The following is a 23,544-nucleotide window of genomic DNA, read 5'->3' on the forward strand; positions in this document are numbered from 1 at the left end:
CAATTCCATGGCCCGCTGGGTGGGCATGTTGTAGTCTCCGCCCGACCTGCGGATCAAAAATCCGTTCCTCCGCATCCAGTCGAAAAGCCGGTTCTGGCCCATGTTGGGGACGCCATTCTGCTTGAGCAGCTTCGCCAGCTCGCCGATCAGGATAGAGGTCTTGGCTGTGCTCACCGCATCGGCAAAGAGCACTTTGGGCCGGTCCAGCTCCCGCTGTTCCTCCAGGGCCCGGATCTTCTGGTCTGCGATATGGAGAGCCCGGGCCATAACCTTCTCTGGGCTGTTCCAGTCCCGCTCCAGGGCAAGGAAATACTGTCGGGCCAGCTTGCCCTTCTCGTTGCGCTGGAGCATGCAGATCTCTTTCGCCATGTCGATAGAGATGGCGGCATCCTTCATACTCTGCGGGCCACCTGCTGGGTTATGGACAAAAATGTCCGTGACTGAATAATCAGCATTTTCGGTGAATCCGTACTCACACATACGGGGGAACCACTTGTGATACGGAGTTTCCACTTCCAGAAACTCGTGCAGTTCTCTTGCGGAGACGGCGGGTCGCTCGCCGGTATAGTCAACTTTGATAAGCTCGTTCATGAATACCCTCCTTCATTTCTCATCCTACCTCTGCTCAGGCAGATCTAGAATCTCGCAGATGGCCTGGACAATTTTGGGCGTTGCCAATGTTCCGGTCTTGATTTTGTATAGGTAGGAGCTATCGAAGTAAAGACCTGTCCGATCCCGGACCTGCTCAATCAGCCAGTTCTGATTTTTCTCCATGTCGATGAGCCGCTTCCCGATTCCCTTTCCGAACTCCGTTGTCCGGCGTCCCATTTTGCTCTCCCTCCTTTACACATAAGCGTGGTTTGTGGTAGAATGGAGCCGCCCATGGGCGGGAAGGGGGTGGACGCCATCGAGGGTATCCTCACCGGTGCCATATCCCTTGCCCTGGTTCTCGTAATCTCCCGGACAGCGGGCTGAAATGGCAGCCCCGTTACGCACACGAAGCCGGGGTCCCATGCCGAGCGCCGTTTCACCCACGGCGGCAACATGGTCGAGACAAGGTGTGGCGGGGGCCGGGGTGCGGGTGACACCCCGGCCTCTCAACCGGGCGGATCTGTTCTACCATCACAAAGGGCCGATCACTTTTGAAAAGGAGATAAATGTATGGATTTCAAAGTCGAGATCAAGTGCGAAAAATGTAAATGTTCGTTTGAGTTTCGTCCTGGCGAGTTTGTGGATCGTGATGCTATGTCATGTCCGAACTGCGGCCAAGAGTTGGACCCTTCTGTTTTTTCACACTTGAAAACTGGAATTTTAGAGCTGGCCCAAGTGCCCGATATGATACCGGATGATTGGGAACTATTCCCCTCAGCCCCACAGAAGGAGCTAGAATTCTCGTTACAGGTCAAAGGGTATCATCCCTTCTCAGATGGTTAAATTTTTGCGTCTTTCAGCTTTTCCTTCGCCATCTCTATAAGGCACTCCGCCTGCCGGAAGGTCAGGCCCTTCCCGATCAGCGCCCGGCAGATCCCTTTAAGTGCTTCATCGATTGTGTCTTGGCTGACGCCCATAAAGATTTTCTTGTAGTCCACTCCCTCACCCCCAATCAGATTCAGGTTTCGAAAGGAAGATTTAATTGAAAAGGAATTGCTTCATATTTTTTCTATTGCTCCCCTTGGTCCTTCTGTGTGCTTGTGGTGAGGAAGCGGTAGTACAGGAAGAGGTAAATCGGTGCTCTATCTGCAGCCGGGAAACAAGCTCACAGATTTATTTTGACGACTATTATGGGTCCGGTTATGTCTGTGCGGACTGCTTTAACTAGATGTGTCCAAGAAATTGATGACCAACACAGTAGCTAACTTGTGAGATTATATTAGCATACTTAGTTAGAATATGCAAGGGTTTTCTTGAAAATATGTTGACTGAGTTAGAATCGTGTGATACTATAAGCCCAAGGAGGTGACGTCATGAATAATCGTATTGCAGAGGTTAGGAAACAAACCAAACTTACGCAGGAGAAATTTGCAGAACGGCTTGGGCTGACCCGTAATTTCGTGTGGATGATTGAAAAAGGGGACCGGGTACCAAGTGACCGGACCATCACCGACATCTGCCGCGAGTTCCAGGTGGACGAGCATTGGCTTCGGACAGGGGAGGGGGAGATGATCCGCCCCATGAGCCGGAATGACGAGCTGGCCCGTTTCCTGGGGCAGGTCATCACCGACGACGACGACTTTAAGCGCACGCTTCTCACCGTCATGTCCCGCATGACCACCGATGAGTGGGCCATGCTGGAGCGCAAAGCCTGGGAGCTGGTGGAGGAAATGAAAAAGACCGGCCCCCAGTGACGGGGACCGGTCTTCTCTGTTCTGTGTTCACTTGTTGATGGTCAGGTTAACATACGAATTAGAGTCGATAATTTCTGCGGCGCTTCATCTGATCTGCGTGCGCTGCGAGGGTGTGTACATATACGGCTTGCAATGCTTTGACGTCCAGCAGATCCAGTCTGTTGTAGATAGCGTGTCTCAGTTTTGTATTCTCCCAGCCGTCTTCTCGTTTGAGCATCTCCGGATTTCGTTCTGCGAGGACAAGTAGCCATTCCGCCCTTGCCAAAGTACCCTCATCCCGCTCTTTGACTGCGGCTGCGATAAGATTGGCAAGCGCCTCGGTGGTCTCCTCATCGGACATCCGTTCCACATCCTCGCGGGTGAGCTCCCTCAGCTCGTTCAGTGTTTTCATCTCTTTCATATGTGGTCCTCCATATGTATTGAAGATGCTTTGATTATACCATGTCCTGTGCCGTGTCATTGCCCATGCCCGCCATTGGCAGGGACGGAGATGGTCAGCACAAATTCATAGACGGTCTTTAGCATCTCATCGTCCAGATGCACCAGCATCCTGGCCAGCTCGTCCAGCAGATCGGTTCGTTTCATATCATCCCTCCTGAGCAGGTCATGCGTGTTCCCGTGCTTCTATGATAGTACATTTGTTCTATATAATCAATGTGTAAAAGTGTACGAAAACCCCGCTATTTTTTCTCTATCCGCAACTTTTTGAGTCCGTTTTTTGGGACTTTGGTTGGTGTAGAATGAGGTGATGGAAGAGAGGGAAGGCTAAGCGGCACAACAAAAATTCACAGCTGTGGCAGAAATCCATGCGCTGCGCTAAACCACAAAAAGTTAAGAAAAATTACAGAAAGATGGTTGACAATTTGCCGCCAGGAGCATATTATAAAAATGGTAAACAGGATTTCCTGCTTGCCAAACACGCTAAACAGGCCCCTGGTAGTAAGCCCCCCACTTATACGGGGTCGGCTGAATCCTGGGGCCTTATTTTTGTTTGAGGTGATACTATGCGGACGGCTATCTTGGTAGACGGTGGTTTCTATCGGAAAAGGGCCAAATATCTCTGGGGTGAAAAATCGGGATCAGAACGGGCCAAAGAGTTACATGCATATTGTCAGACCCATTTACATGATCGTGCTGGTGGTGGAGATAGACAGCTATATCGGGTGTTTTATTATGATTGCGCACCTGTTGGGAGGAAAAGTGTATATCATCCATTAAAAAGAGCAAACGTAGACCTTGATAAATCAGATACATATACCTGGACTAATGCATTTTTTGAAGAGTTAAAAAAGAAAAGGAAGTTTGCTCTTCGGTTGGGGCACCTCTCGGAACATATGAACTACAACCTAAAACCAGAAGTCACCAGATTGTTATGCACCGGGAAACGAACACTAGAATCGTTAACGGAAGCAGACTTTATCTTCGTTGCACAACAAAAGGGTGTAGACATGAAAATAGGAGTGGATATTGCCTCTCTAGCTTATAAAAAACAGGTTGACCAAATTATTTTGATTGCTGGGGATAGTGATTTTGTCCCTGCGGCAAAACTTGCGCGAAGGGAAGGAATTGACTTTATATTAGACCCCATGTGGGGGAATATAACAGATGATCTTTTTGAACACATTGATGGATTAAAATCTCAATGGGGGAAAAGAAACGAACTCAAGGCCAATTCCACCTTGCAGGAGAAACAGAAGTGAAAAAGGGCCCCGCCGGTGCAGCGAACACCGAACGGGGCCAGGGGAGAAGTAAGTTTGACCGACCTACTTCCCCTTCATTCTATCAGAATGGAGGCCAATATGCAATCCACAAAAAGAGCGGCGAAAAAGCTGACCAATCCCACCCCAGTGCAGCTCCCCTCCGGCTCCTGGCGCTGTCAGGTGATGGTGGCCGGGAAGCGGGTCTCCGTGGTGGACGACGACCCGGCAGTGGCCCACGCCAAGGCCCTGGCCCTCAAAGCGGGACTGCTCCAGAAGGAGACGCCAGTCTCCTCCATGACCGTAGGGGACGCCGTGGACCGCTACATTGAAAGTAAGGATTCCGTCCTCTCTCCCTCCACCGTGGCCGGGTATAAGAAGATCAAAGCAAACGATCTGGAGGGGGTGGTGGGCACAAAGCTCCCCTTTCTCACCCAGGAAGCGGTCCAGCGATGGGTCAACGATCTTGCCAAGAAGAAATCGCCCAAATCCGTGCGCAATGCCCACGGGCTCCTGAGCGCCGCCTTGAGCGTCTATCGGCCCGACCTGGTGCTGAGGACCACCCTGCCGCAAAAGCAGAAGTACGACGTGAAGATCCCCGACCTGGACGAAATGAGTATGATCCTCAATGCCGCTCAGGGCAGTCAGATGGAGCTTCCCATCCTGCTGGCCATGTGGCTCGGCCTCCGGTCCTCGGAGATCAGAGGGCTCACCTGGGACTGTATCGAAGGGGACTTTATTCACATCAAGACCGCCATCGTGGACGGGGAAAACGGCGCGCAGGAGAAGGGAACCAAGACCTTTTCCGGGGACCGGAAAATCAGGTTGCCACAGCATATATTGGATGTACTAAACAGAACGCCACACAGATCCGAACACATGGTGACACTATCAGGTCAGGCCATGTATAAGCGGTTTAGCCGATTGTGTAAAAAGCTGGGGGTTCCGCATTACCGCTTTCACGACCTCCGGCATACAGCCGCATCGGTGGCTATGTCTCTCGGTGTTCCAAATACCTATATTCAGCAACGCATGGGGCACAAAACAGACAACATGCTCAAAACAACATATTTGCATACACTGAGATCAAAAGAGGACCAATTCTCAAATATGATAGATGCTCAGTACAATGCACTTTTGCACACGAATTTACACACGGAAAACGACGGGACTTAGAGCTGCAAGTGCTTATCAGGTTTTAACAGGGGGGTTCAACTCCCCCCGCCTCCACCAAAAAAGAAAGACATCTGCTTTCAGCAGATGTCTTTCTTTTTTGGGTTCCGCCGCCCAGAGGGCGGCTCCACCCTTCGGTGATTAAAAATGCTCGGGGCAAGTGAATTGCCCCTGCGCCAAGGTTTTGACTGCGGCAAAACGCTTGTACGGCGCAAATGCGCCGCCGGCCAGAAGGCCGATTGGGTACTCCTCAAGTAAAACCGCAAACAACCTGAGAGGATTCGGATTGTTACCCCTTGCCAAAAGAGAGCCAGACGAACACCACGCCGACGATTTATGCAGTCGGTGGAGTGTTCGTCTTGGTCTGTCTGCTATGTGCGGAGAGATAAGAAAAGAGGCCGCTATGCAGGGTGTTCCCTGTGTAGCGGCCTCTTTTTGCCAGTGCCAATGTTCTAACGGAGTTCATAATTTTCGTACAAAAACCCTGGTGGGGAAGATTTGGTTTTAAGCGGAGGGGCGTCGCGCAAGCGACGCCCCTCCGCTCTTTCGCTGATAGGCATGGCTTTGAAAATGGATCTAGCGGGTTCTTGCTTACTTTCTTATTTCACCGCGTTTAAGCAGGTGCTTTTGTGTTGGAGTTCGCTGCCGAAAGGCGACTCTGTTTTTCTGAGGGCCGGCGCTGTGCTGGAGCAAGGCATCCTATCAGGTGATCTGAAGGGACCCCTTTGCGCCCATGAGCAGGCTGACGACATCAGGTGCGGTGATGAGGACATAGCGGGGGTCCATCTGCTCCGGAGTGAATCCGTTGTGTACCATACAGGAATTGCAGATACACACCTGACCACCCAGCTCCAGAAATTCGTCCAGCTGTCCGCCGACCTCCGAGAACGGGTCGCCGATATCCACGCCGCGGGCGGCATCCGGCTGTCCCAGGGCGACGGCCTTTACCATGAGGATGATGGAGGCGGAATAGCCCTGCTTCAGGGCATTCAGGGCCATGACCACTGCAACGGTCAGATTGTCCGGGTTCTCTTTACCTTCAAACAGGGTCACCACAAAATCAGTCTGCTTCATAGTCGCAGGCTCCCTTCTTTCAAATTCTGGGGCTATGCTACCATATGGAGCCATAGAGTGTCTGTGATGTTGTTACATACAGCGATGAGGCGGGTAGGAGAAACAGCAGTGTTGCAGAATGAAAAAGGCTTGGGAAGCACATAGAAAGTGTGACTTCCCAAGCCTTTTTGATAAATCGGAATTTGCCGGCCCGTCTATCAGGACTTCGGTGGCATTGCGGTGGCCATCCCCTTGATGACGACGTCGCCTCGTTGATTGGTACAGATGGTCTCCAGCTTCACGATGTTTTTCTCGGGAAGGATCTCATTGACAGTACAGCAGGCGGTTACGGTGTCGCCGATGTAGACCGGTTTGGTGAACTTCAACTCCTGGCCGAGATAGATGGTGCCCGGTCCGGGGAGCTTCATGCCCAGAACGGCGGAGATGAAGCCCGCCCCCAGAATGCCGTGGGCGATCCGTCCGCCAAACTGTGTCTGGCTGGCGGAGACCTCGTTGGTGTGGGCCGGGTTGAGGTCCCCGGTGATCCCTGCAAACAGATAGACGTCTGTCTCCGTTACGGTCTTTGTCACACTGGCGCTGTCGCCCAGATTGATCTCTTGAATGGTCATCTTTCATTCCTCCTGATTTGTTTTGTATTCAGACGGAAAAGGCTTATCGGGAGCGAAGATCCATCCGCTCCTCGCAGAAAATGCGTGTGTCCATGCGCTGAACGTCCCTCATAATGGGGGTGAAGTCCATCTGGTCCAGGATATCCCGCTGAATGTCGATGCCGGGGGCCACCTCCCTGAGCTCCACGCCCTCCTCTGTGAGGGCGAAGACGGCCCGCTCCGTCACATAGAGGACAGGCTGTCCGTGGCGGATGGCATAGCTGCCCGCAAAGGTCACCTGCTCCACCTGATTCACCAGCTTTCTGACTTTGCCCTCCTGGAGGATTTTCAGGGCGCCGTCCTCCACAGAGACCTTCAGTCCGCCTGCGGTGAAGGTGCCGCAGTAGATCACCTTCTTGGCGTTTTGTGTGATGTTGATGAAGCCGCCGCAGCCTGCGATCTTGGGACCGAACTTGCTCACATTCACATTCCCTGCCCTGTCCATTTGGGCAAGACCCAGGAAGGCGACGTCCAGCCCGCCGCCGTCATAAAAATCAAACTGGGTGGGCTGGTCCAGGATGCAGTCCACATTGGTGGCAGCTCCGAAGTCCAGTCCGCCGGCTGGAACGCCGCCCACAGCGCCCACTTCTGTTGTGAGGACCATCCCCTCCAGGCCCTCTTCCGCCGCGACAGCGGCCACGCCCTCCGGCATGCCAATGCCCAGATTGGTCACAGCGTGGGGGACCAGCTCCATGGCCGCTCTGCGCGCGATGATCTTACGCTCCCCCATCGGGAGGGGGGCAAGGGTGTCCATTGGGACGCGGACCTCACCGGAGAAGGCGGGGTCGTACTGTGTGCCGAAGGTCTGCATGTGGTGCCCGGGGGTGGACGGTACCAGCACGTCCACGTAGATTCCGGGGAGACGGACCAGTCTGGTGTCCAGACAGCCATGGGTGACCACCTTTTCCACCTGGACGATCACCTTTCCGCCGGAGTTGTGGGCAGCCTGGGCCTGGGCCAGCGCCTCGGCATATACGCCTTCCTTTTCAAAGGTGCAGTTGCCCTGCTCGTCAGCATAGGTAGCCCGGATGACCGCGACGTCGATGGGGAAAGATGGGTAGAACAGCCGTTCCTCGCCGCCTATCTGGATGAGCTGGACCACATCTCCTGCTGCACGGGCGGCATCGTTGAGCTTTCCGCCCTCCAGGCGAGGGTCCACAAAGGTGTCCAGTCCCACATGGGTGATTACGCCGGGACGCTTTGCGGCAATTTCCCGGAAGAGCTGAGAGATGACGCCCTGGGGCAGATTGTAGGCGGCCAGCCGATTCTCCGCGGCCAGCTTTCCCAACTTGGGAGCCAGGCCCCAGTGGCCGCCGATCACCTTGCTGCACAGCCCCTCCACAGCCAGGTGGTTGAGACCGCGGTCAGAGCTGTCGCCCTGGCCGGAGGCGTAAACCACCGTCAGGTCCCTGAGCTGTCCGCTAGAGGCGTATTCCTCCAGAGCCACCATGATCTCCTCCGGGTGCATCACTCCGTTGGCAAAGCCGCCGAAGGTCACGGTGGCTCCGTCCCGGAAGCAGGCTTCAACGGCCTCGCGGGCGGTCAGAATCTTTGCCATAGGTCCATATCCTCCTTAACAAAATGAAATAGAATGACTGAATAGTACAAAACGCAATCATATTTTAGGGGAAAATGGGTCAGTGCCCATAGGAACGGACACTGACCCACTCCGAGCATGACAGAGGGAGACGTGGCAGGTCGGATCAGATGAGCCCGACGATGGCCATTGTGGCGGCGATCAGCGCCAGCACGATGGGGGTGATAACGGTCATGACCAGGACGTGGGGATAAGACTCCTTGGTGGTCACGCCGCAGACCTGGGCCTCCATGACGAAGGTGGGGCAGTGGGGCAGGGTGTCCATGCCCATAGCGGCCATGCCGACGACCTTGTAGAGGGCCTCGGGGTTCACGGTACCCAGGGACATGAACTGGTCAGCCATGGTGCTGCAGAAGATCTGAGTACCGCTGAGGGAGGCGCCGGTGATACCGGAGAAAACGTTGGTCACGATGACGGCGGAGATGTAGGGGTTCATCTTGTCGGCCAGCATCATGGCGAAGTTCATGAAGTACTGGAAGCCTGCACAGGCGTTGACGACGGAGGCGAAGCCCATCAGGGCGGCGGTCAGCAGGAGGGGGTTGATGCTGGAGAGGAAGCCGGTCACCAGGTCCTCCACAACATGGCCCTTGAGATACTTGTAGTTGGTGATAAGGAGGACAATGGCGCCCACGCCCATGGCGGTATTGATGCCGTCGGAGGCGCTCATGTAGTTGGCCAGGACCAGCTTCAGAACGATGATAACGACGTAGGGCAGGATGGCCAGGTGGATGGGGGGCAGCTCCTTGCCGCTGGTGCTGCCGGCGATGAGCTCAGCGTCGCTCTCAGAGGCCACAAAGCCGATGCCGCGGGCCCGAAGAGAGTTGGAGGCCCAGGTGAAGTAGAACACGCCGAAGCCGAAGGCCACGATGAGGAGAACGATGGCCATGGTGGGGGCGGCAAAGGTGGTGACGCCCAGCTTCTCGGAAAGGGCGATGCACAGCATGGAGGGGGCGCCGGGGGTGACCACGTTCAGGACCACGGCGCCATACAGGAAGATGGCGGGCATCAGCAGCTTGGAGACGTTTGCCTTGCGGAACATGGGGACAGCCACAGGGTAGACGGCGAAGATGATGATGAAGGCGTTGACACCGCCGTAGGCCAGCAGGAAGGTGATGATGAGGGTGCCGGCCACCGTGGCCTTCACGCCCAGGAAGCCGAAAAGGAAGTTTGCAATGGACTCGGCTGCGCCGCTCTTTTTCATCAGCTCACTGTACGCGGAGCCGATGGTGAACAGGAACAAATAAGAGCCGAAGGTGCTGCCGAGAGAGGCGGCATAGGTGCCGGTGAGGGTCCCCCAGAAGGGAAGGCCGCTGGTGACAATAACGATGATGGCGCCGATCAGCGAGGCGACAAAGCCGTTGACTCCCTTGAAGGTGAGGTAGATCAGGACTGCAACGCCAAGGATCATGCCGATCACACTGATGATCTCCATAATGATTTCCTCTCTTTCTTTTTTGTTTTTGTAACCTGCCTTAGGCAGGCCGGAATGAATCAGCCGTAGGCAAAGGCGGCCACACAGCCCCGCCACTGCATGGGATTTTCAGAGGCCGCCATGTGGGTACAGCCATAGAGGGGCATCCGGGAAGACCGGGGGATCTGATGGCTCATGTAGGCTGCGGTTTCGGGCCGGTAGGCGGAGCCGGGGTCGGCGTAAAGGATCATGGCCGGGACGTCGATCCGGGGCAGAACAGTGCGGAAGTCGGCCCCCGCCATGGTGGACCAGTAGTGATAATTGGCGGACATGTGCTCCGCCGTGATGTCCACCATTCCTTTGAGAAGGGTCTGGGCGATGAGGTCGCTGCGCTGGGCCAGGATACGGGCCCGTATCTCTTCTGTGGTCCCGCTCTGGCTGAGGGGGAGGGAGGCGCTGTTCGGGAAGAGAAGCCCTTCGGCGACCCGCAGCGCAAAACGTTTGTAATCGGTGCGGAGCAGGGCCAGGTCCTCCTCGTACATGGAGCGGGTGTAGGCGCCCTGGTAGAGCCCCAGCGTCCAGCCATCCTCGTTGATGAGTTTGGGGGACATATCGCCCAGAATGACCCTGGAGAGCCGATCAGTACCGAACTGCTCCACGTAGGAGAAGGTAACTGCGGCGCCCATGGAGTACCCGTAAAGGACAACGTCCCGCAGATCCAAGTGTTCCAGCAGCGCCCGGACATCCCGGGCAGACGGAGCGATCCCCATTTCGCCGGCGGCCGGGGTCATGCCAAAGGCGCGCTGGTCAAAGACGATGATCCTTCCCACCTCGGCCATGGCGGAGATGAAGGGGGCCTGGGACTCGATGGTGCTCCCAAAGCCGCAGACATAGACCATGGCCTGTCCGCTGCCAACATCCACATAGTGGAGCTCGGCGCCGTCAAAGGCCCGGAAGGTCTGGATGGAAAACGGTAAGCTGCACATATGAATATTATCCCTTTTTATACTGAAATTGGAATATCGGGGTGAAAAGGTATCTGGTGTGGTATTCTGCCGGTCTGGGATTACCAGATGAGATGCTTCTCAGCCTCTTCCCGCAGCCAGTCCCGGAAGTCGGGGTGGGCGATGCTGATTAGAGCCTCTACCCGCTGGCGGATGTTGAGCCCGCGCAGCCAGGCGATGCCATATTCGGTGACCACATAGTCAGTGTCGTTCCGGGAGGTGGTGACGGCGGCGCCACGGGCCAGGAAGGGGACGATCTTGGAGTGAAGGACCTCCTTGCCGTTCTCGTCGGTGGTGGAGTAGGTGGAGTGCATGGCGATGATGGACTTTCCTCCGGGGGACATCTGAGCGCCCTGGACGGTCTCAGACTGGCCGCCGGTGCCGGACCACTGGAGGTTGCCCACCGTCTCGGAGGCGCACTGGCCGGTGAGGTCGATCTCCAGGCTGGCATTGATGGAGACGAACTTGTTGTTCTTCGCGATGGTATAGGGGTCGTTGGAGAAGGTGGCCGACTTGAAGAGCACGGAGGGATTGTTGTTGACGAAGTCATACAGGCGCTGGCTGCCCATGGTGAAGGAGCAGACGGAGTATCCGTTCATAAAGCCCTTTTGGGAGTTGTCCACAGCGCCGCACTCAATCAGGTCCACCATGGTCTCGGTGAACATCTCGGTGTGGATGCCCAGGTGCTTTTTGCTTTTGAGTTCGTTGGCCACTGCGTTGGGGATGTTGCCGATGCCCAGCTGGATGGTGGAGCCGTCTTCCACCAGGGAGGCTACATAGATGCCGATCTTCCGGTCCACTTCGGTGTAGGGGGCCAGCTTTGCTGCGGGGATGGGGCGGTCAGACTCCACAATGGCGTCCACCTCGGAGATGTGGACCTGGGTGTCGCCGAAGGTGCGGGGGAAGTTGGGGTTGACCTCCAGAAGGACCAGTGCGCCCTGGTCAATGAGGTCGCGCTCATAAATGGCGCTGATGGAGAGGGAGAGATAGCCGTGCTCATCCATGGGGGAGACGGTGGCCATCACCACAGGCCGGCGTCCGTCGTGCTTGATCCGCTGAAGGGTCTTCCGCAGGACGGAGGTGGAACTCTGGGGCACGGCGCTCACCAGCTTTTTCTTCTGGGCGTCCCGGAGCGCGGCGTTGAAAAACCATCCGCTGTGGTCCATGATGCCGGCCATCTCGGGGTCCTTCATCGCATCGTAATACTGGATGGGGAGACAGGTGTTGAGGGTGGTCCCCTTTACGCCGGTCTTTTTCAGGTGCTGGAGCTTGGAGAGGATGGCCTGGGGCTCTGCGGCTGCCTGAGCAGAGAACAGATAGTCTCCATCCTGGATCAGTTCCAGGGCTTGCTCGGCAGTCATCTTCTTTTGCTGGTACAGGGCTTCGTATTGGTTCACAGAAAAAACTCCCTTCCGCTTGGTCATCAGGTGCGGCCACAGAGACAGTGGTCGGCCCTTGGGGGACACGCCGCCCTTTGGCATGTCGCCCAGTTTGCGGCCCCGAAGGCCGCCCCGCTTTGGTGATTTGATTATAGAACATGTCGCGCGATTTGATAAATACACCTTTTTTATCGCGGTATGAATTTCGGTTATAGCAATATAAAAATGCGAATTTTAGATAAAATTTTATATAAAAATGAAGATATAACAGATAAAATGTTGATTGGATGGCTGCGAGGTAGATGCTGGGAGAAGAATGTCGGAAGGCTGTTATATCAAAAAGAGGTTTGCAAAATATCTCCAGGCACCCTATAATAAAAAGCACAATCATTCCACGGGCTTTTACCGTTCTTTTTATGGGGGATACCCAGCCGGACTGGGCCCTGAGAGGAGGATGTATGAAGCGAATCCAGCTGGAATATTTTGTGCGGGTCGTGGAGGAGAAGAGCTTTACCAAGGCGGCCGAACGGCTTTTTATCAGTCAGCCTGCCCTAAGCAAATCCATCCGGGCCTTGGAGCAAGAGTTGGGGGTTACGCTGTTTCGGAGGGACCCAAGGGAACTGAGCCTGACCGGAGAGGGAGAGATCGTCTACCGCTATGCAATGGATATCCTCAGCTACTGGAAGGCCCGCACGGAGGAACTGACAGCGGCCTTGGAACAGGGCAAGGGAACTCTGCGCTTTGGGCTTCCGCCGTCAGTGGGCAGCGTTTTTTTCTCCCGGGTCCTCCACGAGTACGGGGTGAAATTTCCCCAGGTAAATATTCAGATTTTTGAGGGAACTTCCAAGAAAATTGAGACGATGGTCACGGAAGATCAGATTGATTTGGGCGTTGTGATAGAGCCTTATGAGAACCCACACATGCGGCTCAAGACCGTCTATCGCTCGGATGTTGTGCTGGCGGTCTCACAAAAACATCGGCTGGCCCGGCGGGCAACGGTGGATTTTGCGGAACTGAAGGAGGAACCCATGCTCCTCGTGTCCAAGGAGTATATGTTCCACGACCAGGTGCTGGCCCGCTGTGCCCAGGCGGGCTTTGTACCCAATGTTACCTTTACAACCTCACAGTGGGATCTCTTGCTGGAGATGACCGCCGAGAATCACGGGGTCACCCTGATTGGCAGGCCCCTGGTGGAAAAGCTGTATCGAGACCGGATCTGCTGCGTTGCGCTCAGGGAACCGGAGTTCCCATGGACCCTGGGCCTGATCTGCAAAAAGTGCAAGGTCCTCACCGGCGCGGCCAAAAGTTTTTGGAATTTCTGTGATGAGCCCTGATGGCGGAGACGGGGCAAACAGGACAAAAAGCCGCGGTTCAGCATAGCTGAACCGCGGCTTCAGCTTGTCGAAAAAGCCCTAAGGGGCTTTTTCGACAAGCTGCTGACTTTTTCGATTTCATCGAAAAAGCTCCTGACTGCACGCGAAAGTGGGGGCTCACCGCCCCCCTTTCACACTATTCCCCCGTGGCTTACTTTGCGTGGCTCCACTTTTTCGACAAACTCAAGCCGCAGTTCAGCATAGCTGAACCGTGGCTTTTCATTATGATCGAGCGGAGATTCACCGGCGCTGTCCCATAGGCCGGATGATGGTCCGGAACAGGTAGGTCATGAAGATCGCGCTCAGGAGGAAGGAGAAGATCTCGGCGAAGGGGAAGGCCAGCCACACGGCGCTCAGGCCGAAGAACCGGCCCAGGAGCCAGGCGGCGGGCAGGATGAGCACCAGCTGCCGGAGCACCGACACCATCAGGCTCAGCACGCCCTTGCCCAGGGCCTGACACACCGAGGAGGTGACGATACCGAAGGCGGCAAAGAGGAAGCTCAGGCTGATGACCCGCAGGGCGGGCACACCGATCTCCAGCATCTGTGCAGAGGCGTTGAAGATGCCCAGAAGCTGCCGGGGCACGATCCAGAAGAGGGCCACGCCGACGGCCATGATGGCTACCGCGTAGAGAACGCCCAGCTGGACGGTACGGCTGATGCGCTCCGGCTTCCGGGCGCCGTAATTGTAGGCGATGATGGGGACGATGCCGTTGTTGAGACCGAAAACAGGCATGAAAATAAAGGATTCCAGCTTGAAGTAGGCGGAGAAGACCGCTACGGCTGTGGAGTTGAAGGCGCCCAGGATCTTGTTCATGCCGAAGGTCATCACGGAGCCGATGGAGGACATGATGATGGAGGGTACGCCCACGGCATAGATCTTGCGGATGATGATGCCGCTGGGACGGAAGCCACGGAAGGAGATGGAGACCTCCGGGTTGCGCCGCAGGTTGCAGTAGAGCCCCAGCAGAGCGCCCACGATCTGGCCCAGTACGGTGGCCCAGGCCGCGCCGGCGATGCCCAGCTCGGGGAAGGGGCCCACGCCGAAGATGAGCAGAGGGTCCAGGATGATGTTGCAAATGGCGCCTGTGGCCTGGGAGATCATAGTATAGATAGTCTTGCCGGTGGACTGAAGAAGCCGCTCAAAGCAGATCTGGAACATCATGCCCATGGACACCACAGAGACGATGGACAGGTAGGTGGTGCCGTAATCGACGATGCTTGCCACCGGAGTCTGAAGCTCCATAAAGGTCCGGGAGAAGAGGCCGCCCAGCACGGCAAAGGCCAGCCAGGAGCAGAAGGCGAGGAAAATGCCGTTGACCGCCGTACGGTCAGCGACCTCCTGATTTTTCTCGCCCAGGCTTTTGGAGAGGAGGGCGTTGATGCCCACACCGGTGCCTACGGCCACCGAGATCATCAGGTTCTGGGCCGGGAAGGCCAGTCCAACGGCGGCTAGAGCGTCCTCACTGATGTAGGAGACGAAGACGCTGTCCACCACGTTGTAGAGGGCCTGCACCAGCATGGAGATCATCATGGGCAGGGACATGGTAATGAGGAGACGGTTGACGGGCATAACGCCCATTTTGTTTTCCTGGGGCTGCTGATTCACGCGTGGAACCCCCGTTCCCTGGCCAGTGCCAGAATGAGATCCACGGAGATGTCCAGACCGATGGTGCTGTTGATGGAGAGATGGAAATTTTCCGCTCTGCCCCAGACCCGATCAGAGAAGTGCTCATAGAAGGCAGCGCGGCTCTTGTCCTGCTTGAGGACATAGGACCGGACATCGGGCGCCTCCACATGATATTCTTCCTTGGCGCGGGCGATCCGCTCCTCCAGCGGGGCGTGGATGAAGAGGTTGAGCACGCCCTCCTGGTTGCGCAGAACGTAATCGGCGCAGCGGCCCACAATGACGCAGGGACCCACGGCGGCCACCTTCCGGATCACGTCGCTCTCGGCGATGAACACCTGGTCGCTGACGGGCAGATTCTGGGTGCTCATGTAGAGATTATAGAGGAAGCTGCTGGTTTTTTTCTGCTCGGCCTGCCGGATGAACTCCTCGGAGAGACCCGTCTCCTTGGCGGCCAGATCAATGACGGCCTTGTCGTAAAATGGGATGTGCAGGGCTTCCGCCACCCGCTGGGCGATGATGCGTCCACCGGAGCCAAACTGACGGCCAACGGTAATCACAGTATGCGACATGACGATACCTCCTTGCTTTCTTTTTTCTGGTATCATTATACCATGACACGGAGAAAAAGACCACGGTCAGGATTCACACCAGACCGTGGTTTTTCCCTTCCTGGATTGTAGACCCTGCCGTACGGCCTCAGAGGACACGGTTGACGGGGGAGCCCTCAATCCACGCCTTCAGATTGTCAAAGACAATGTGGCAGCGTGCCTCCATGGACTCGGCGGTGGCAAAGGCCACATGGGGGGTGACGATGGTATTTTTGGCGTGGAGGAGGGGGTGGTCCTGTGGGACCGGCGGCTCCATTTCAAAGACATCGATGCCGGCGCCCCCCAGCCGCCCGCTGTTGAGGGCGTCGGCCAGAGCCTGACTGTCCACCACGGGCCCCCGGGCGGCGTTGATGAGGAGGGCCCCGGGCTTCATTTTGGCGATGGTCCCGGCGTGGATCATGCCCCGGGATTCATCGTTGAGGGGGCAGTGGAGGGAGACGATATCAGACTGGGCCAGGAGCTCATCCAGGGAGACAAAGGTCATGAAGTCGGGCTCGTCCCCCTTGACATGGCGCTTGTAGGCCAGGACCTTGCAGCCGAAGGCGGCGCACAACTGTGCGGTGCGGGTGCCGATGGCGCCGGCGCCCACGATGCCCACGGTCTTGCCCCGGAGCTCCGTACCCACCAGGCCGTCCTTGGTGGCCCCGGCCCGGCAGCGTGCGTCCACCTGGGGCACATTTCGGAGCAGGGAGAGCATCATGGAAAGGCTCAGCTCGGCCACCGCCTGGGTGGAGTAGCCGGCTGCGTTGGACACCACCACGCCCTTGGATTTGGCGGCGGCGAGATCCACATGGTCCACGCCGGTAAAGGCCACATCGATGAATTTCAGATTGGAGCAGCCGGAGATGACCGCTCCGGTGAGGGGCATATTGGCCAGCATGATGACGTCGGCGTCGCCCGCCCGCCGGAGCTGGACTGCGGGATCTGTGTCCTTCGGATAGGACTCGAAGGTGTGGCCGGCCGCCACAAAGGGGCGGGCACATTCATGCAGCAGGGCGTCGGGTACGCCCAGGGACTCCAACAGTACGATTTTCATGAAAAAGGACCTCCAGTCTCTGCGGCCTGTCGCCTCTGCGCCGTCCGCAATCTGTCATATGCACCCATTATAGCACCGGACACGCAAAAAACAAGGCCGCAGCCGCCGGCAGAATCGTCCGACGGACTTCCGCCCTCTTCCAACTTCTTCGGGGCGCTTCGACGCCGCCCCACCGGCGGAAGGGACAGCTCCAGACGATTCCTGTCTGGTTTGGAGGAACGATTTTGATTGAAACTGGAATAATATTACATATAATGGTAGATAATACAACGAAGGAGGACTGCGCATGCGAGAGTTGTTTGTCGGCGCCCGTACTGCGTCCGGCGAAGACGGGCAAACCCATCACTTTGCGTACTACATACTCATCGGGCAGATGGAGGTGGCCGAGCACTTCGCCTGCGAGAGCTACGGGGTAAAGATCCGGGAGATGGGCGGGGAAACGGCGGCCATTCCCGACCTTACGGTGAACACCGAGCGGATCGACGGCCTTCTGGAGCTGCTGACCCGGAACAGGGTGGGGCCCGCCGGGCTCCGGGATGTGGTGGACGACTGGCTGTGACCCCGTGTGAGCAGGATTTTCCAGAGGGTGAAAAAAACTGTTGACAAAACCGGTGTCAGCATATATAATAACCCTTGCGATTCAAACATGAGTCGCATTTTGCGGCTGTGCTGGAACTGGTAGACTGGCAAGCTTGAGGTGCTTGTGTCCGTATGGGCGTGCGGGTTCGACTCCCGCCAGCCGCACCAAAAAGAAAGACATGACCATAGGTCATGTCTTTCTTTTTGCCTTCCGGCCACCGAAGGCGGCCTCCACCCTTCGGTATTTCAATGCTCGGGGCAAATAAATTGCCCCTGCGCCAAGGTTTTCACCTGTGGCGCAAACGCTTGTACGGCGCAGGCGCGCCGCCCCACTGTGTGGGGCCCCGGTCCGGTCTGCATCTTTATTATCAACACAAGGTACGTGGGAGCAAACGATATGGTGTTTGCTCCCACGTTTTTTGTTTTTCCGAATGAAGAGAGGTCTCCCGCCCCGCAGATTTTGGCGGCCAAGATGTTCCCAAAAATCGGGTAAATTGGTGCTACCACATGAAATGGTGCGAAAAAAAGCCGTTAAATTTGAAAATCATTGTGCTTTCGGAACAAAAATTTTCCCTTTTGCCCTCTTGCGCGGTAAGGAGAAACGGTCTATACTGATACTTGCGAAAGGCCCCGTGGGAAGGGCTGTATCGCAGTATGTAAGGAGGCAGCAAAGTATGGGATTTGTCAAAATTGAGCAGCAGGGCCATGTCGGTATTTTGACCATTGACCGCCAGGAAGCCCTGAACGCCCTCAACAGCCAGGTCCTCAGTGATCTGGACGCAGCCATTGACGAAGTGGCTGCCAACGATGACATCTATGTTGTGATCCTCACCGGCGCTGGTCGTTCCTTTGTGGCGGGCGCTGATATCGGCGAGATGCGGGATCTCACCTCCACCGGCGGAAAGAAGTTCGGCGTCCACGGCGGCAGCGTTTTCCTGAAGCTGGAGAACATGGCCAAGCCCGTCATTGCGGCTGTCAACGGCTTCGCTCTGGGCGGCGGCAATGAGCTGTGCATGGCCTGCGACATCCGTCTGGCCAGCGAGAAGGCCAAGTTCGGCCAGCCCGAAGTGGGTCTGGGCATCACCCCCGGCTTCGCCGGCACCCAGCGTCTGCCCCGCATCGTGGGCGTCTCCAAGGCGATGGAGCTCATTCTCACCGCCAAGGTCATCGGCGCTGCCGAGGCCAAGGCCATCGGTCTGGTCAGCGAGGTCTATCCCCCCGAGGAGCTGATGCCCAAGGCCATGGAGATGGCAAACGCCATCTGTGCCAACGCCCAGATCGCCGTGCAGGAGTCCAAACGCTGCATCCGCATGGGGATGCAGACCGACATCGCCACCGGCTCCGCCTTCGAGGCTGAGGCATTTGGCGTCTGCTTCGGCACGGAGGATCAGACCGAAGGTATGACTGCGTTCCTGGAAAAGCGCGCTGAAAAGCACTTCCAGAACAAGTAAGAAAACGGGAAAAGAGCTGCGCTTGCCAGCGCCCCGGCGGTCACGCCGCCAAGCGTTTTGGCCGCAGGCCAAAACCTTGAAATCGACGGAATTCAGTTCCGGCGATTTGAGTGAGATCACGGGGCCCCCGCAAAAGCGGCGCTTTTGTGGGGCGTGAAGCGCGCTGAAAAGCACTTCCAGAACAAGTAAAACCGAAGGGGTACCTATGTCACCTGTAATTGCGCGTCCGGACGATCAAGTCTGGAGGATGCTCCAGCAAGATCTCAATAAAATGAATAGAAATTGGGAAAAGGGGTATGTCATTATGAAAAAGATCGTTGTTATCGGCGGCGGCACCATGGGCCTGGACATTGCTCAGGTCTTTGCCAAGAAGGGGTTCGATGTGGTCGTCCGCGACATCAATGACGACATCATCAAGGCCTCCGAGGCCCGCCTGAACAAGAGCCTGGACAAGCTGGTGTCCAAGGGCAAGATGGACGAGGCCGGCAAGAAGGCCATCACCGACAAGATGACCTTCACCACCGACCTGAACGCTGCCGCCGACGCCGACCTGGTCGTGGAGGCCGCCGTGGAGAAGCTGGAGATCAAGAAGTCCATCTTCGCCGACCTGGACAAGATCTGCAAGCCCGAGACCATCCTGGCCACCAACACCTCCTCCATCTCCATCACCGCCATTGCCGCCGCCACCCAGCGCCCCGACAAGTTCATCGGCATGCACTTCTTCAACCCCGCTACCGTCATGAAGCTGGTCGAGGTCATCCGCGGCGCCAAGACCTCTGACGAGACCTACAACACCATCCGCGACCTGTCCGTGGAGATCGGCAAGGAGCCCGTTGAGGTCCACGAGGCCCCCGGCTTTGTGGTCAACAAGATCCTCATCCCCATGATCAACGAGGCCGCCGACCTGCTCTACACCGGCGTTGCCACCGCTGAGGGCATCGACACCGCCATGAAGCTGGGCGCCAACCACCCCATGGGCCCCCTGGCTCTGGGCGATCTGATCGGTCTGGACGTCTGCCAGGCCATCATGGACACCATCTACAACGAGACCGGCGATCCCAAGTATCGCTGCTCCCTGCTCATCCGGAAGAAGGTCCGTGCTGGTGAGCTGGGCCGCAAGACCGGCGTGGGCTTCTTCGACTACACCAAGAAGTAAGATCTCCCTGCGGAGCTTTGGGCGCGGACCCGCCGTACAGGCGGGTCCGCGTTCTTTGTAACGGATAGAAAGGAGTTGAGCACTATGGACCAAACGCGTCTTGCCCGGGTGGCGGCCAATATGGCCGACCAGGGCCTGGAACAGATCGTGGTGACGGCCACCGCCTCGGTCTACTACCTCACCGGCATCCATGTCGACCCCATGGAGCGGATGCTGGCCCTGCTCATCCGGGATGACGGCAGCTGCACCCTCTACGCCAACGAGCTCTTTGCCATTCCGCACCAGCCCGACCTGCCCATGAAGCTCCACACCGACAGCAACGATCCCGCCTCCATTCTGGCCGCTGACCTGAAGCCGGGGAAGCTGGGCGTGGACAAGTGGTGGCCCAGCAAGTTCCTCATCGGCATCCTGAGCCGCCGGAGCGACATTGTGCCGGTGCTGGGCTCCGGTCCGGTGGACGACGCCCGGATGTGCAAGGACGAGGCCGAGATCGCCGCCATGCGCCGGGCCTCCCAAATCAACGACCGGGTGATGGACACCGTGATCCGCGCCATCCACGCCGGCGCTTCGGAACGGGAGCTGGCCGAGGTGGTGGAAAATGCCTTCCGGGCCAACGGCGCAGACCGGTCCAACGAGGGCCAGCTGGTCTGCTTCGGCCCCAACGGCGCCGATCCCCACCACGGCCCCAACGAGACCAGGATCAAGGTTGGGGATTCGGTGGTCATGGACATTTTCATCCCCATCCAGCGGTACTGGTGCGACATGACCCGCACCGTCTTTTTCGGCGCGGTGAGCGAGGAGGGCCGGAGGGTATATGAGACTGTCCGGGCGGCCAATGAGGCCGCCGAGGCCATGATCCGCCCCGGCATCCCCATGCGGGACATCGACGCCGCCGCCCGGAAGGTCATCACCGACGCAGGCTACGGCCCCTATTTCACCCATCGCCTGGGCCACGGCTGCGGCCTGGAGTGCCACGAGCCGCCGGACAACTCCTCCGCCTGTGAGGTCCTCACCCGGCCAGGCATGGTCTTCTCGGTGGAGCCGGGCATCTACCTGCCCGGAAAGCTGGGGGTGCGCATCGAGGACCTGGTGTTGGTCACCGAGACCGGCTGCGAGGTCCTCAACGCCTATCCCAAGGACCTGCTGGTGGTGGAATAACGACAAGAAAAAGGACCGTGGAACATGCTGTTCCACGGTCCTTTTCTGTATTTCTCAAATCTGCCCAGCCTGTTCATATGCTTCTATTACGAATGAACATTGGGTCGTATGGAGACGGGTTTTCGTTTGTCCGGCAACACAAAGAGGTCCATATTCCAAAAACGGGCGGGATATGGTATAGTGTAATCAAAGGAAAGCTGCGGCCAGAAACAGACGAGGGGGGGTGTTTTTCAGATGCAGAGGGATTGGGACAGTCTGTTTACCGACCTGTACCAGAAAAACGCCCCCAGGATGTTCGCCTATGCCCTGCGGCAGCTGCGCAACCGCTCCCTGGCGGAGGAGTTGGCGGAGGAAGCCTTCGTCCGGCTGCTCCAGCAGCGGGACAAGCTGATGGAGCACCCCAATCTGGAGGGCTGGCTGTGGAAGACCCTCCAGCACCTGATCCTCACCGAGGTGAAGATGGCCCGGTACCACCGGGAGATCCCATTGGAGGACGTCAGCGCCTGTGCGGCCCCGGAGGAGGAGACGAGGGATCTGGTGGAGGAGCTGCCCCCAGGGCTCAGCGACAGCGAGCGGGAGGTGCTGGTCCTCTTCTACCAGGAGGAGTACACCCACCAGGAGATCGCCCGGCGGCTGGGCATCTCGGAGATGAATTCCAGGACCCGGCTCTTCCGGGCGAAAAATCACTGCAAAAAGATTTTGGAAAAAAGTTTCCATACCTGTCACAAATCGGGCTGCTGAATCAATATAGAAGATGAGAGCATGGAGGTGATGGAGATGGGCCAGGAGGAAGGTCGGGCCGCTGCGGCAGAGCGGCTGATGGAGGACTTTTCCGACTACCTGGACGGGGTGGAGGCGGAGACCTTTGACCCCGCAGTGACAGAGCGCCTGCTTTCTGCCATGGAGGCGCTGGACGGCGCGGAGCACGGCTTTGACGCCGGGCGTGCCGAGGCAGATTTTCGGCTGCGGCATGGGGACCTCTTCTCCGGTGCGGCGGTTGCCCCCAGGGAAAAACGCGCCCTCCGCCCCAGGCGGCTCCTGCCCAGACTGGCCGGCGTGGCTGCGGCGGCGGTGCTGGTGGTGGCCCTGGCGGCCCAGGGGTTGGGTCTGGACCTGTTCCAATATGCGGCCAACTGGACCCGGGGGGAGTTCACCTTCACCACCGGTGAGGGCTGGGAGCCGGAGACGGCATGCTATTCCAACGGACAGGCGGCCCTGGATGCCTACGGCGTCCGGGTGCCCATGCTGCCCACCTGGAACCCGGTTTGGGAGGGGGAGGACTTCCCCGGGCTGGAGATCACGGTCACCGAGGAGGACGGCGGCGCCGTCTTCACCGAGGACCACCGCACAAAGGCTGGGGATGGCTACACCTTTGTGGTCCGGGAGCGGAGAACGGCCAGACAGGCTGAGGCCGACGTCCAGGGTAGGGACGACCCGGATACCGTCGTCTATGAATTTGACGGGCGGACCTATTACATCGTCCCCCTGGGCACGGACCGGTACCGCATCACCTGGGCCTGTGGGCGGTACTCGGGAGAGATCTGCGGAGACATGGACCTGGAGCAGGCCAGGCACTTTGTCCGCTCCATTACGTCGCCGGACGAGTGGGTATACACGGCGCCCGATATGAGCGTTCCGCCCAAGTACGCCACCATCCAGGCGGCCATGGAGGCCGTGGGCATCGACAGCGGGTATGCCCCCGCCTGGCTGCCGGAAGGCTTTGTCCCGGTGGAGTCCGACACCTATGCGTCCGAGGAGGCGGGCTGGTACTCCGCCCACCTCTTTGCCACCGATGTGGAGGGCGAGCGGAATCTGTCCCTCTCCTTCGACCTGCACACCGACCCCGGCGGGGTGGGGAGCACGGTCTATCCCAAGGATGACAGTCCGGTGGTCACCTTTGAAAAGGCCGGCGTCACCTTCTACATCATCAGCAACGGCCCATGGCGCAGTGTGGCCTGGATGGATGGCGGCGTGTCGGGCTCTGTGGGTGGGAACCTGACCGAAGAGGAGTGCCGCCAGATCGTGGACTCGATCCCCCGCTATGCATCCTGAGCAAGGCCCGCCGTGGGAAACTCCCACGGCAGGCTTGAGCCTGTCGACAAAGTCGACAGGCTCTCTCAAAAATGCAAGCATTTTTTCGAAGGGATGCAGGCCGCTGCAGCGCACGGCGCAGCCGAAGAGACTGCGCCGCACGTTTGCGGCCTGAGCAGTGTTTTTTCCGACGCGC

At 57.6% G+C, this 23,544-nt stretch carries 25 protein-coding genes and 1 tRNA gene; 12 read left to right on the top strand and 14 right to left on the bottom strand.

The window, feature by feature from the left end; all coding sequences use genetic code 11:
* Positions 1 to 591, bottom strand: a 591-nt coding sequence (locus tag Q0Y09_RS03945) for an antA/AntB antirepressor family protein (RefSeq protein WP_297717933.1), incomplete at its 3' end; no start/stop codon positions are given.
* A gap of 24 nt (positions 592 to 615) precedes the next feature.
* Positions 616 to 828, bottom strand: coding sequence for an XRE family transcriptional regulator (locus tag Q0Y09_RS03950; protein WP_297717936.1), 213 nt, complete (start codon positions 826 to 828; stop codon positions 616 to 618).
* Between the two features lie 333 nt (positions 829 to 1,161).
* Between Q0Y09_RS03950 and Q0Y09_RS03955 the strand changes: the two genes are divergently transcribed.
* Positions 1,162 to 1,434 (top strand): hypothetical protein, encoded by a 273-nt coding sequence (locus Q0Y09_RS03955; protein ID WP_297717939.1) that lies wholly within the window; start codon positions 1,162 to 1,164, stop codon positions 1,432 to 1,434.
* Here the strand turns inward: Q0Y09_RS03955 and Q0Y09_RS03960 are convergent.
* Positions 1,431 to 1,589: a hypothetical protein gene (locus Q0Y09_RS03960; RefSeq protein WP_297717942.1), complete on the bottom strand. Its 159-nt coding sequence runs from the start codon at positions 1,587 to 1,589 to the stop codon at positions 1,431 to 1,433. The two genes, Q0Y09_RS03955 and Q0Y09_RS03960, sit on opposite strands and share 4 nt — an antisense overlap.
* Positions 1,590 to 1,964: 375 nt before the next feature.
* Between Q0Y09_RS03960 and Q0Y09_RS03965 the strand changes: the two genes are divergently transcribed.
* Positions 1,965 to 2,345 carry a helix-turn-helix transcriptional regulator gene (locus Q0Y09_RS03965; RefSeq protein ID WP_297717944.1) on the top strand — a complete coding sequence of 127 codons (381 nt, stop codon included), beginning with the start codon at positions 1,965 to 1,967 and terminating at the stop codon, positions 2,343 to 2,345.
* A gap of 58 nt (positions 2,346 to 2,403) precedes the next feature.
* Here the strand turns inward: Q0Y09_RS03965 and Q0Y09_RS03970 are convergent, their stop codons facing one another.
* Together Q0Y09_RS03970 and Q0Y09_RS03975 are read right to left on the bottom strand one after the other, a co-directional pair.
* On the bottom strand, positions 2,404 to 2,745 hold the full coding sequence (locus Q0Y09_RS03970) for a hypothetical protein (RefSeq protein WP_297717946.1): 342 nt from the start codon (positions 2,743 to 2,745) through the stop codon (positions 2,404 to 2,406).
* Positions 2,746 to 2,801: 56 nt separating this feature from the next.
* Positions 2,802 to 2,930: a hypothetical protein gene (locus Q0Y09_RS03975; RefSeq protein ID WP_297717949.1), complete on the bottom strand. Its 129-nt coding sequence runs from the start codon at positions 2,928 to 2,930 to the stop codon at positions 2,802 to 2,804.
* Positions 2,931 to 3,349: 419 nt separating this feature from the next.
* Between Q0Y09_RS03975 and Q0Y09_RS03980 the strand changes: the two genes are divergently transcribed.
* A complete protein-coding gene (locus tag Q0Y09_RS03980) occupies positions 3,350 to 4,045 on the top strand; it encodes an NYN domain-containing protein (RefSeq protein WP_297717953.1) in 696 nt (231 codons plus the stop codon).
* A 99-nt stretch (positions 4,046 to 4,144) separates the two neighbouring features.
* Positions 4,145 to 5,218: a site-specific integrase gene (locus Q0Y09_RS03985; RefSeq protein ID WP_297717956.1), complete on the top strand. Its 1,074-nt coding sequence runs from the start codon at positions 4,145 to 4,147 to the stop codon at positions 5,216 to 5,218.
* Positions 5,219 to 5,917: 699 nt separating this feature from the next.
* On the opposite strand, the gene Q0Y09_RS03990 is transcribed toward Q0Y09_RS03985, so the two are convergent.
* From Q0Y09_RS03990 to Q0Y09_RS04015, 6 genes are all read right to left on the bottom strand, one after another.
* Positions 5,918 to 6,289 (bottom strand): hypothetical protein, encoded by a 372-nt coding sequence (locus Q0Y09_RS03990; protein ID WP_297717959.1) that lies wholly within the window; start codon positions 6,287 to 6,289, stop codon positions 5,918 to 5,920.
* 197 nt (positions 6,290 to 6,486) lie between these two features.
* Positions 6,487 to 6,897 carry a MaoC family dehydratase gene (locus tag Q0Y09_RS03995; protein ID WP_297717962.1) on the bottom strand — a complete coding sequence of 137 codons (411 nt, stop codon included), beginning with the start codon at positions 6,895 to 6,897 and terminating at the stop codon, positions 6,487 to 6,489.
* 43 nt (positions 6,898 to 6,940) lie between these two features.
* On the bottom strand, positions 6,941 to 8,494 hold the full coding sequence (locus Q0Y09_RS04000; protein WP_297717965.1) for an acyl CoA:acetate/3-ketoacid CoA transferase: 1,554 nt from the start codon (positions 8,492 to 8,494) through the stop codon (positions 6,941 to 6,943).
* Positions 8,495 to 8,639: 145 nt separating this feature from the next.
* Positions 8,640 to 9,965, bottom strand: a complete 1,326-nt coding sequence (locus Q0Y09_RS04005) for a GntP family permease (RefSeq protein ID WP_297717967.1) — start codon at positions 9,963 to 9,965, stop codon at positions 8,640 to 8,642.
* Positions 9,966 to 10,024: 59 nt separating this feature from the next.
* Positions 10,025 to 10,930 carry an alpha/beta hydrolase gene (locus Q0Y09_RS04010; protein WP_297717970.1) on the bottom strand — a complete coding sequence of 302 codons (906 nt, stop codon included), beginning with the start codon at positions 10,928 to 10,930 and terminating at the stop codon, positions 10,025 to 10,027.
* Positions 10,931 to 11,010: 80 nt separating this feature from the next.
* Positions 11,011 to 12,345, bottom strand: coding sequence for an acetyl-CoA hydrolase/transferase C-terminal domain-containing protein (locus Q0Y09_RS04015; protein ID WP_297717974.1), 1,335 nt, complete (start codon positions 12,343 to 12,345; stop codon positions 11,011 to 11,013).
* Between the two features lie 440 nt (positions 12,346 to 12,785).
* On the opposite strand from Q0Y09_RS04015, the gene Q0Y09_RS04020 reads away from it, so the two are divergent.
* Entirely contained in the window at positions 12,786 to 13,661 is an 876-nt protein-coding gene (locus Q0Y09_RS04020) for a LysR substrate-binding domain-containing protein (protein ID WP_297717977.1), read from the top strand.
* Positions 13,662 to 13,940: 279 nt separating this feature from the next.
* Here the strand turns inward: Q0Y09_RS04020 and Q0Y09_RS04025 are convergent, their stop codons facing one another.
* The 3 genes from Q0Y09_RS04025 to Q0Y09_RS04035 form a co-directional block, all read right to left on the bottom strand.
* Positions 13,941 to 15,281 carry an MATE family efflux transporter gene (locus Q0Y09_RS04025; RefSeq protein WP_297718003.1) on the bottom strand — a complete coding sequence of 447 codons (1,341 nt, stop codon included), beginning with the start codon at positions 15,279 to 15,281 and terminating at the stop codon, positions 13,941 to 13,943.
* A 23-nt stretch (positions 15,282 to 15,304) separates the two neighbouring features.
* A complete protein-coding gene (locus tag Q0Y09_RS04030) occupies positions 15,305 to 15,898 on the bottom strand; it encodes an AAA family ATPase (protein WP_297717980.1) in 594 nt (197 codons plus the stop codon).
* 127 nt (positions 15,899 to 16,025) lie between these two features.
* On the bottom strand, positions 16,026 to 16,973 hold the full coding sequence (locus Q0Y09_RS04035; protein ID WP_297717983.1) for a 2-hydroxyacid dehydrogenase: 948 nt from the start codon (positions 16,971 to 16,973) through the stop codon (positions 16,026 to 16,028).
* A gap of 286 nt (positions 16,974 to 17,259) precedes the next feature.
* On the opposite strand from Q0Y09_RS04035, the gene Q0Y09_RS04040 reads away from it, so the two are divergent.
* From Q0Y09_RS04040 to Q0Y09_RS04070, 7 genes are all read left to right on the top strand, one after another.
* On the top strand, positions 17,260 to 17,532 hold the full coding sequence (locus Q0Y09_RS04040; RefSeq protein WP_297717986.1) for a DUF6514 family protein: 273 nt from the start codon (positions 17,260 to 17,262) through the stop codon (positions 17,530 to 17,532).
* Between the two features lie 101 nt (positions 17,533 to 17,633).
* Positions 17,634 to 17,720 (top strand) — tRNA-Leu (locus Q0Y09_RS04045).
* A 506-nt stretch (positions 17,721 to 18,226) separates the two neighbouring features.
* The gene (locus Q0Y09_RS04050) at positions 18,227 to 19,003 is read left to right on the top strand and encodes an enoyl-CoA hydratase-related protein (protein WP_297717989.1); all 777 of its coding nucleotides are present in this window, start codon (positions 18,227 to 18,229) and stop codon (positions 19,001 to 19,003) included.
* 247 nt (positions 19,004 to 19,250) lie between these two features.
* Entirely contained in the window at positions 19,251 to 20,159 is a 909-nt protein-coding gene (locus tag Q0Y09_RS04055; protein ID WP_367184339.1) for a 3-hydroxybutyryl-CoA dehydrogenase, read from the top strand.
* A gap of 84 nt (positions 20,160 to 20,243) precedes the next feature.
* On the top strand, positions 20,244 to 21,317 hold the full coding sequence (locus tag Q0Y09_RS04060) for a Xaa-Pro peptidase family protein (RefSeq protein WP_297717994.1): 1,074 nt from the start codon (positions 20,244 to 20,246) through the stop codon (positions 21,315 to 21,317).
* Between the two features lie 234 nt (positions 21,318 to 21,551).
* Entirely contained in the window at positions 21,552 to 22,058 is a 507-nt protein-coding gene (locus Q0Y09_RS04065) for a sigma-70 family RNA polymerase sigma factor (RefSeq protein WP_297717997.1), read from the top strand.
* 21 nt (positions 22,059 to 22,079) lie between these two features.
* Positions 22,080 to 23,369 (top strand): hypothetical protein, encoded by a 1,290-nt coding sequence (locus Q0Y09_RS04070; RefSeq protein ID WP_297718000.1) that lies wholly within the window; start codon positions 22,080 to 22,082, stop codon positions 23,367 to 23,369.
* The last annotated feature ends 175 nt before the right edge of the window (positions 23,370 to 23,544 follow it).

It is taken from the genome of Intestinimonas sp., assembly GCF_026169115.1.
Lineage (GTDB): Bacteria > Bacillota > Clostridia > Oscillospirales > Oscillospiraceae > Intestinimonas.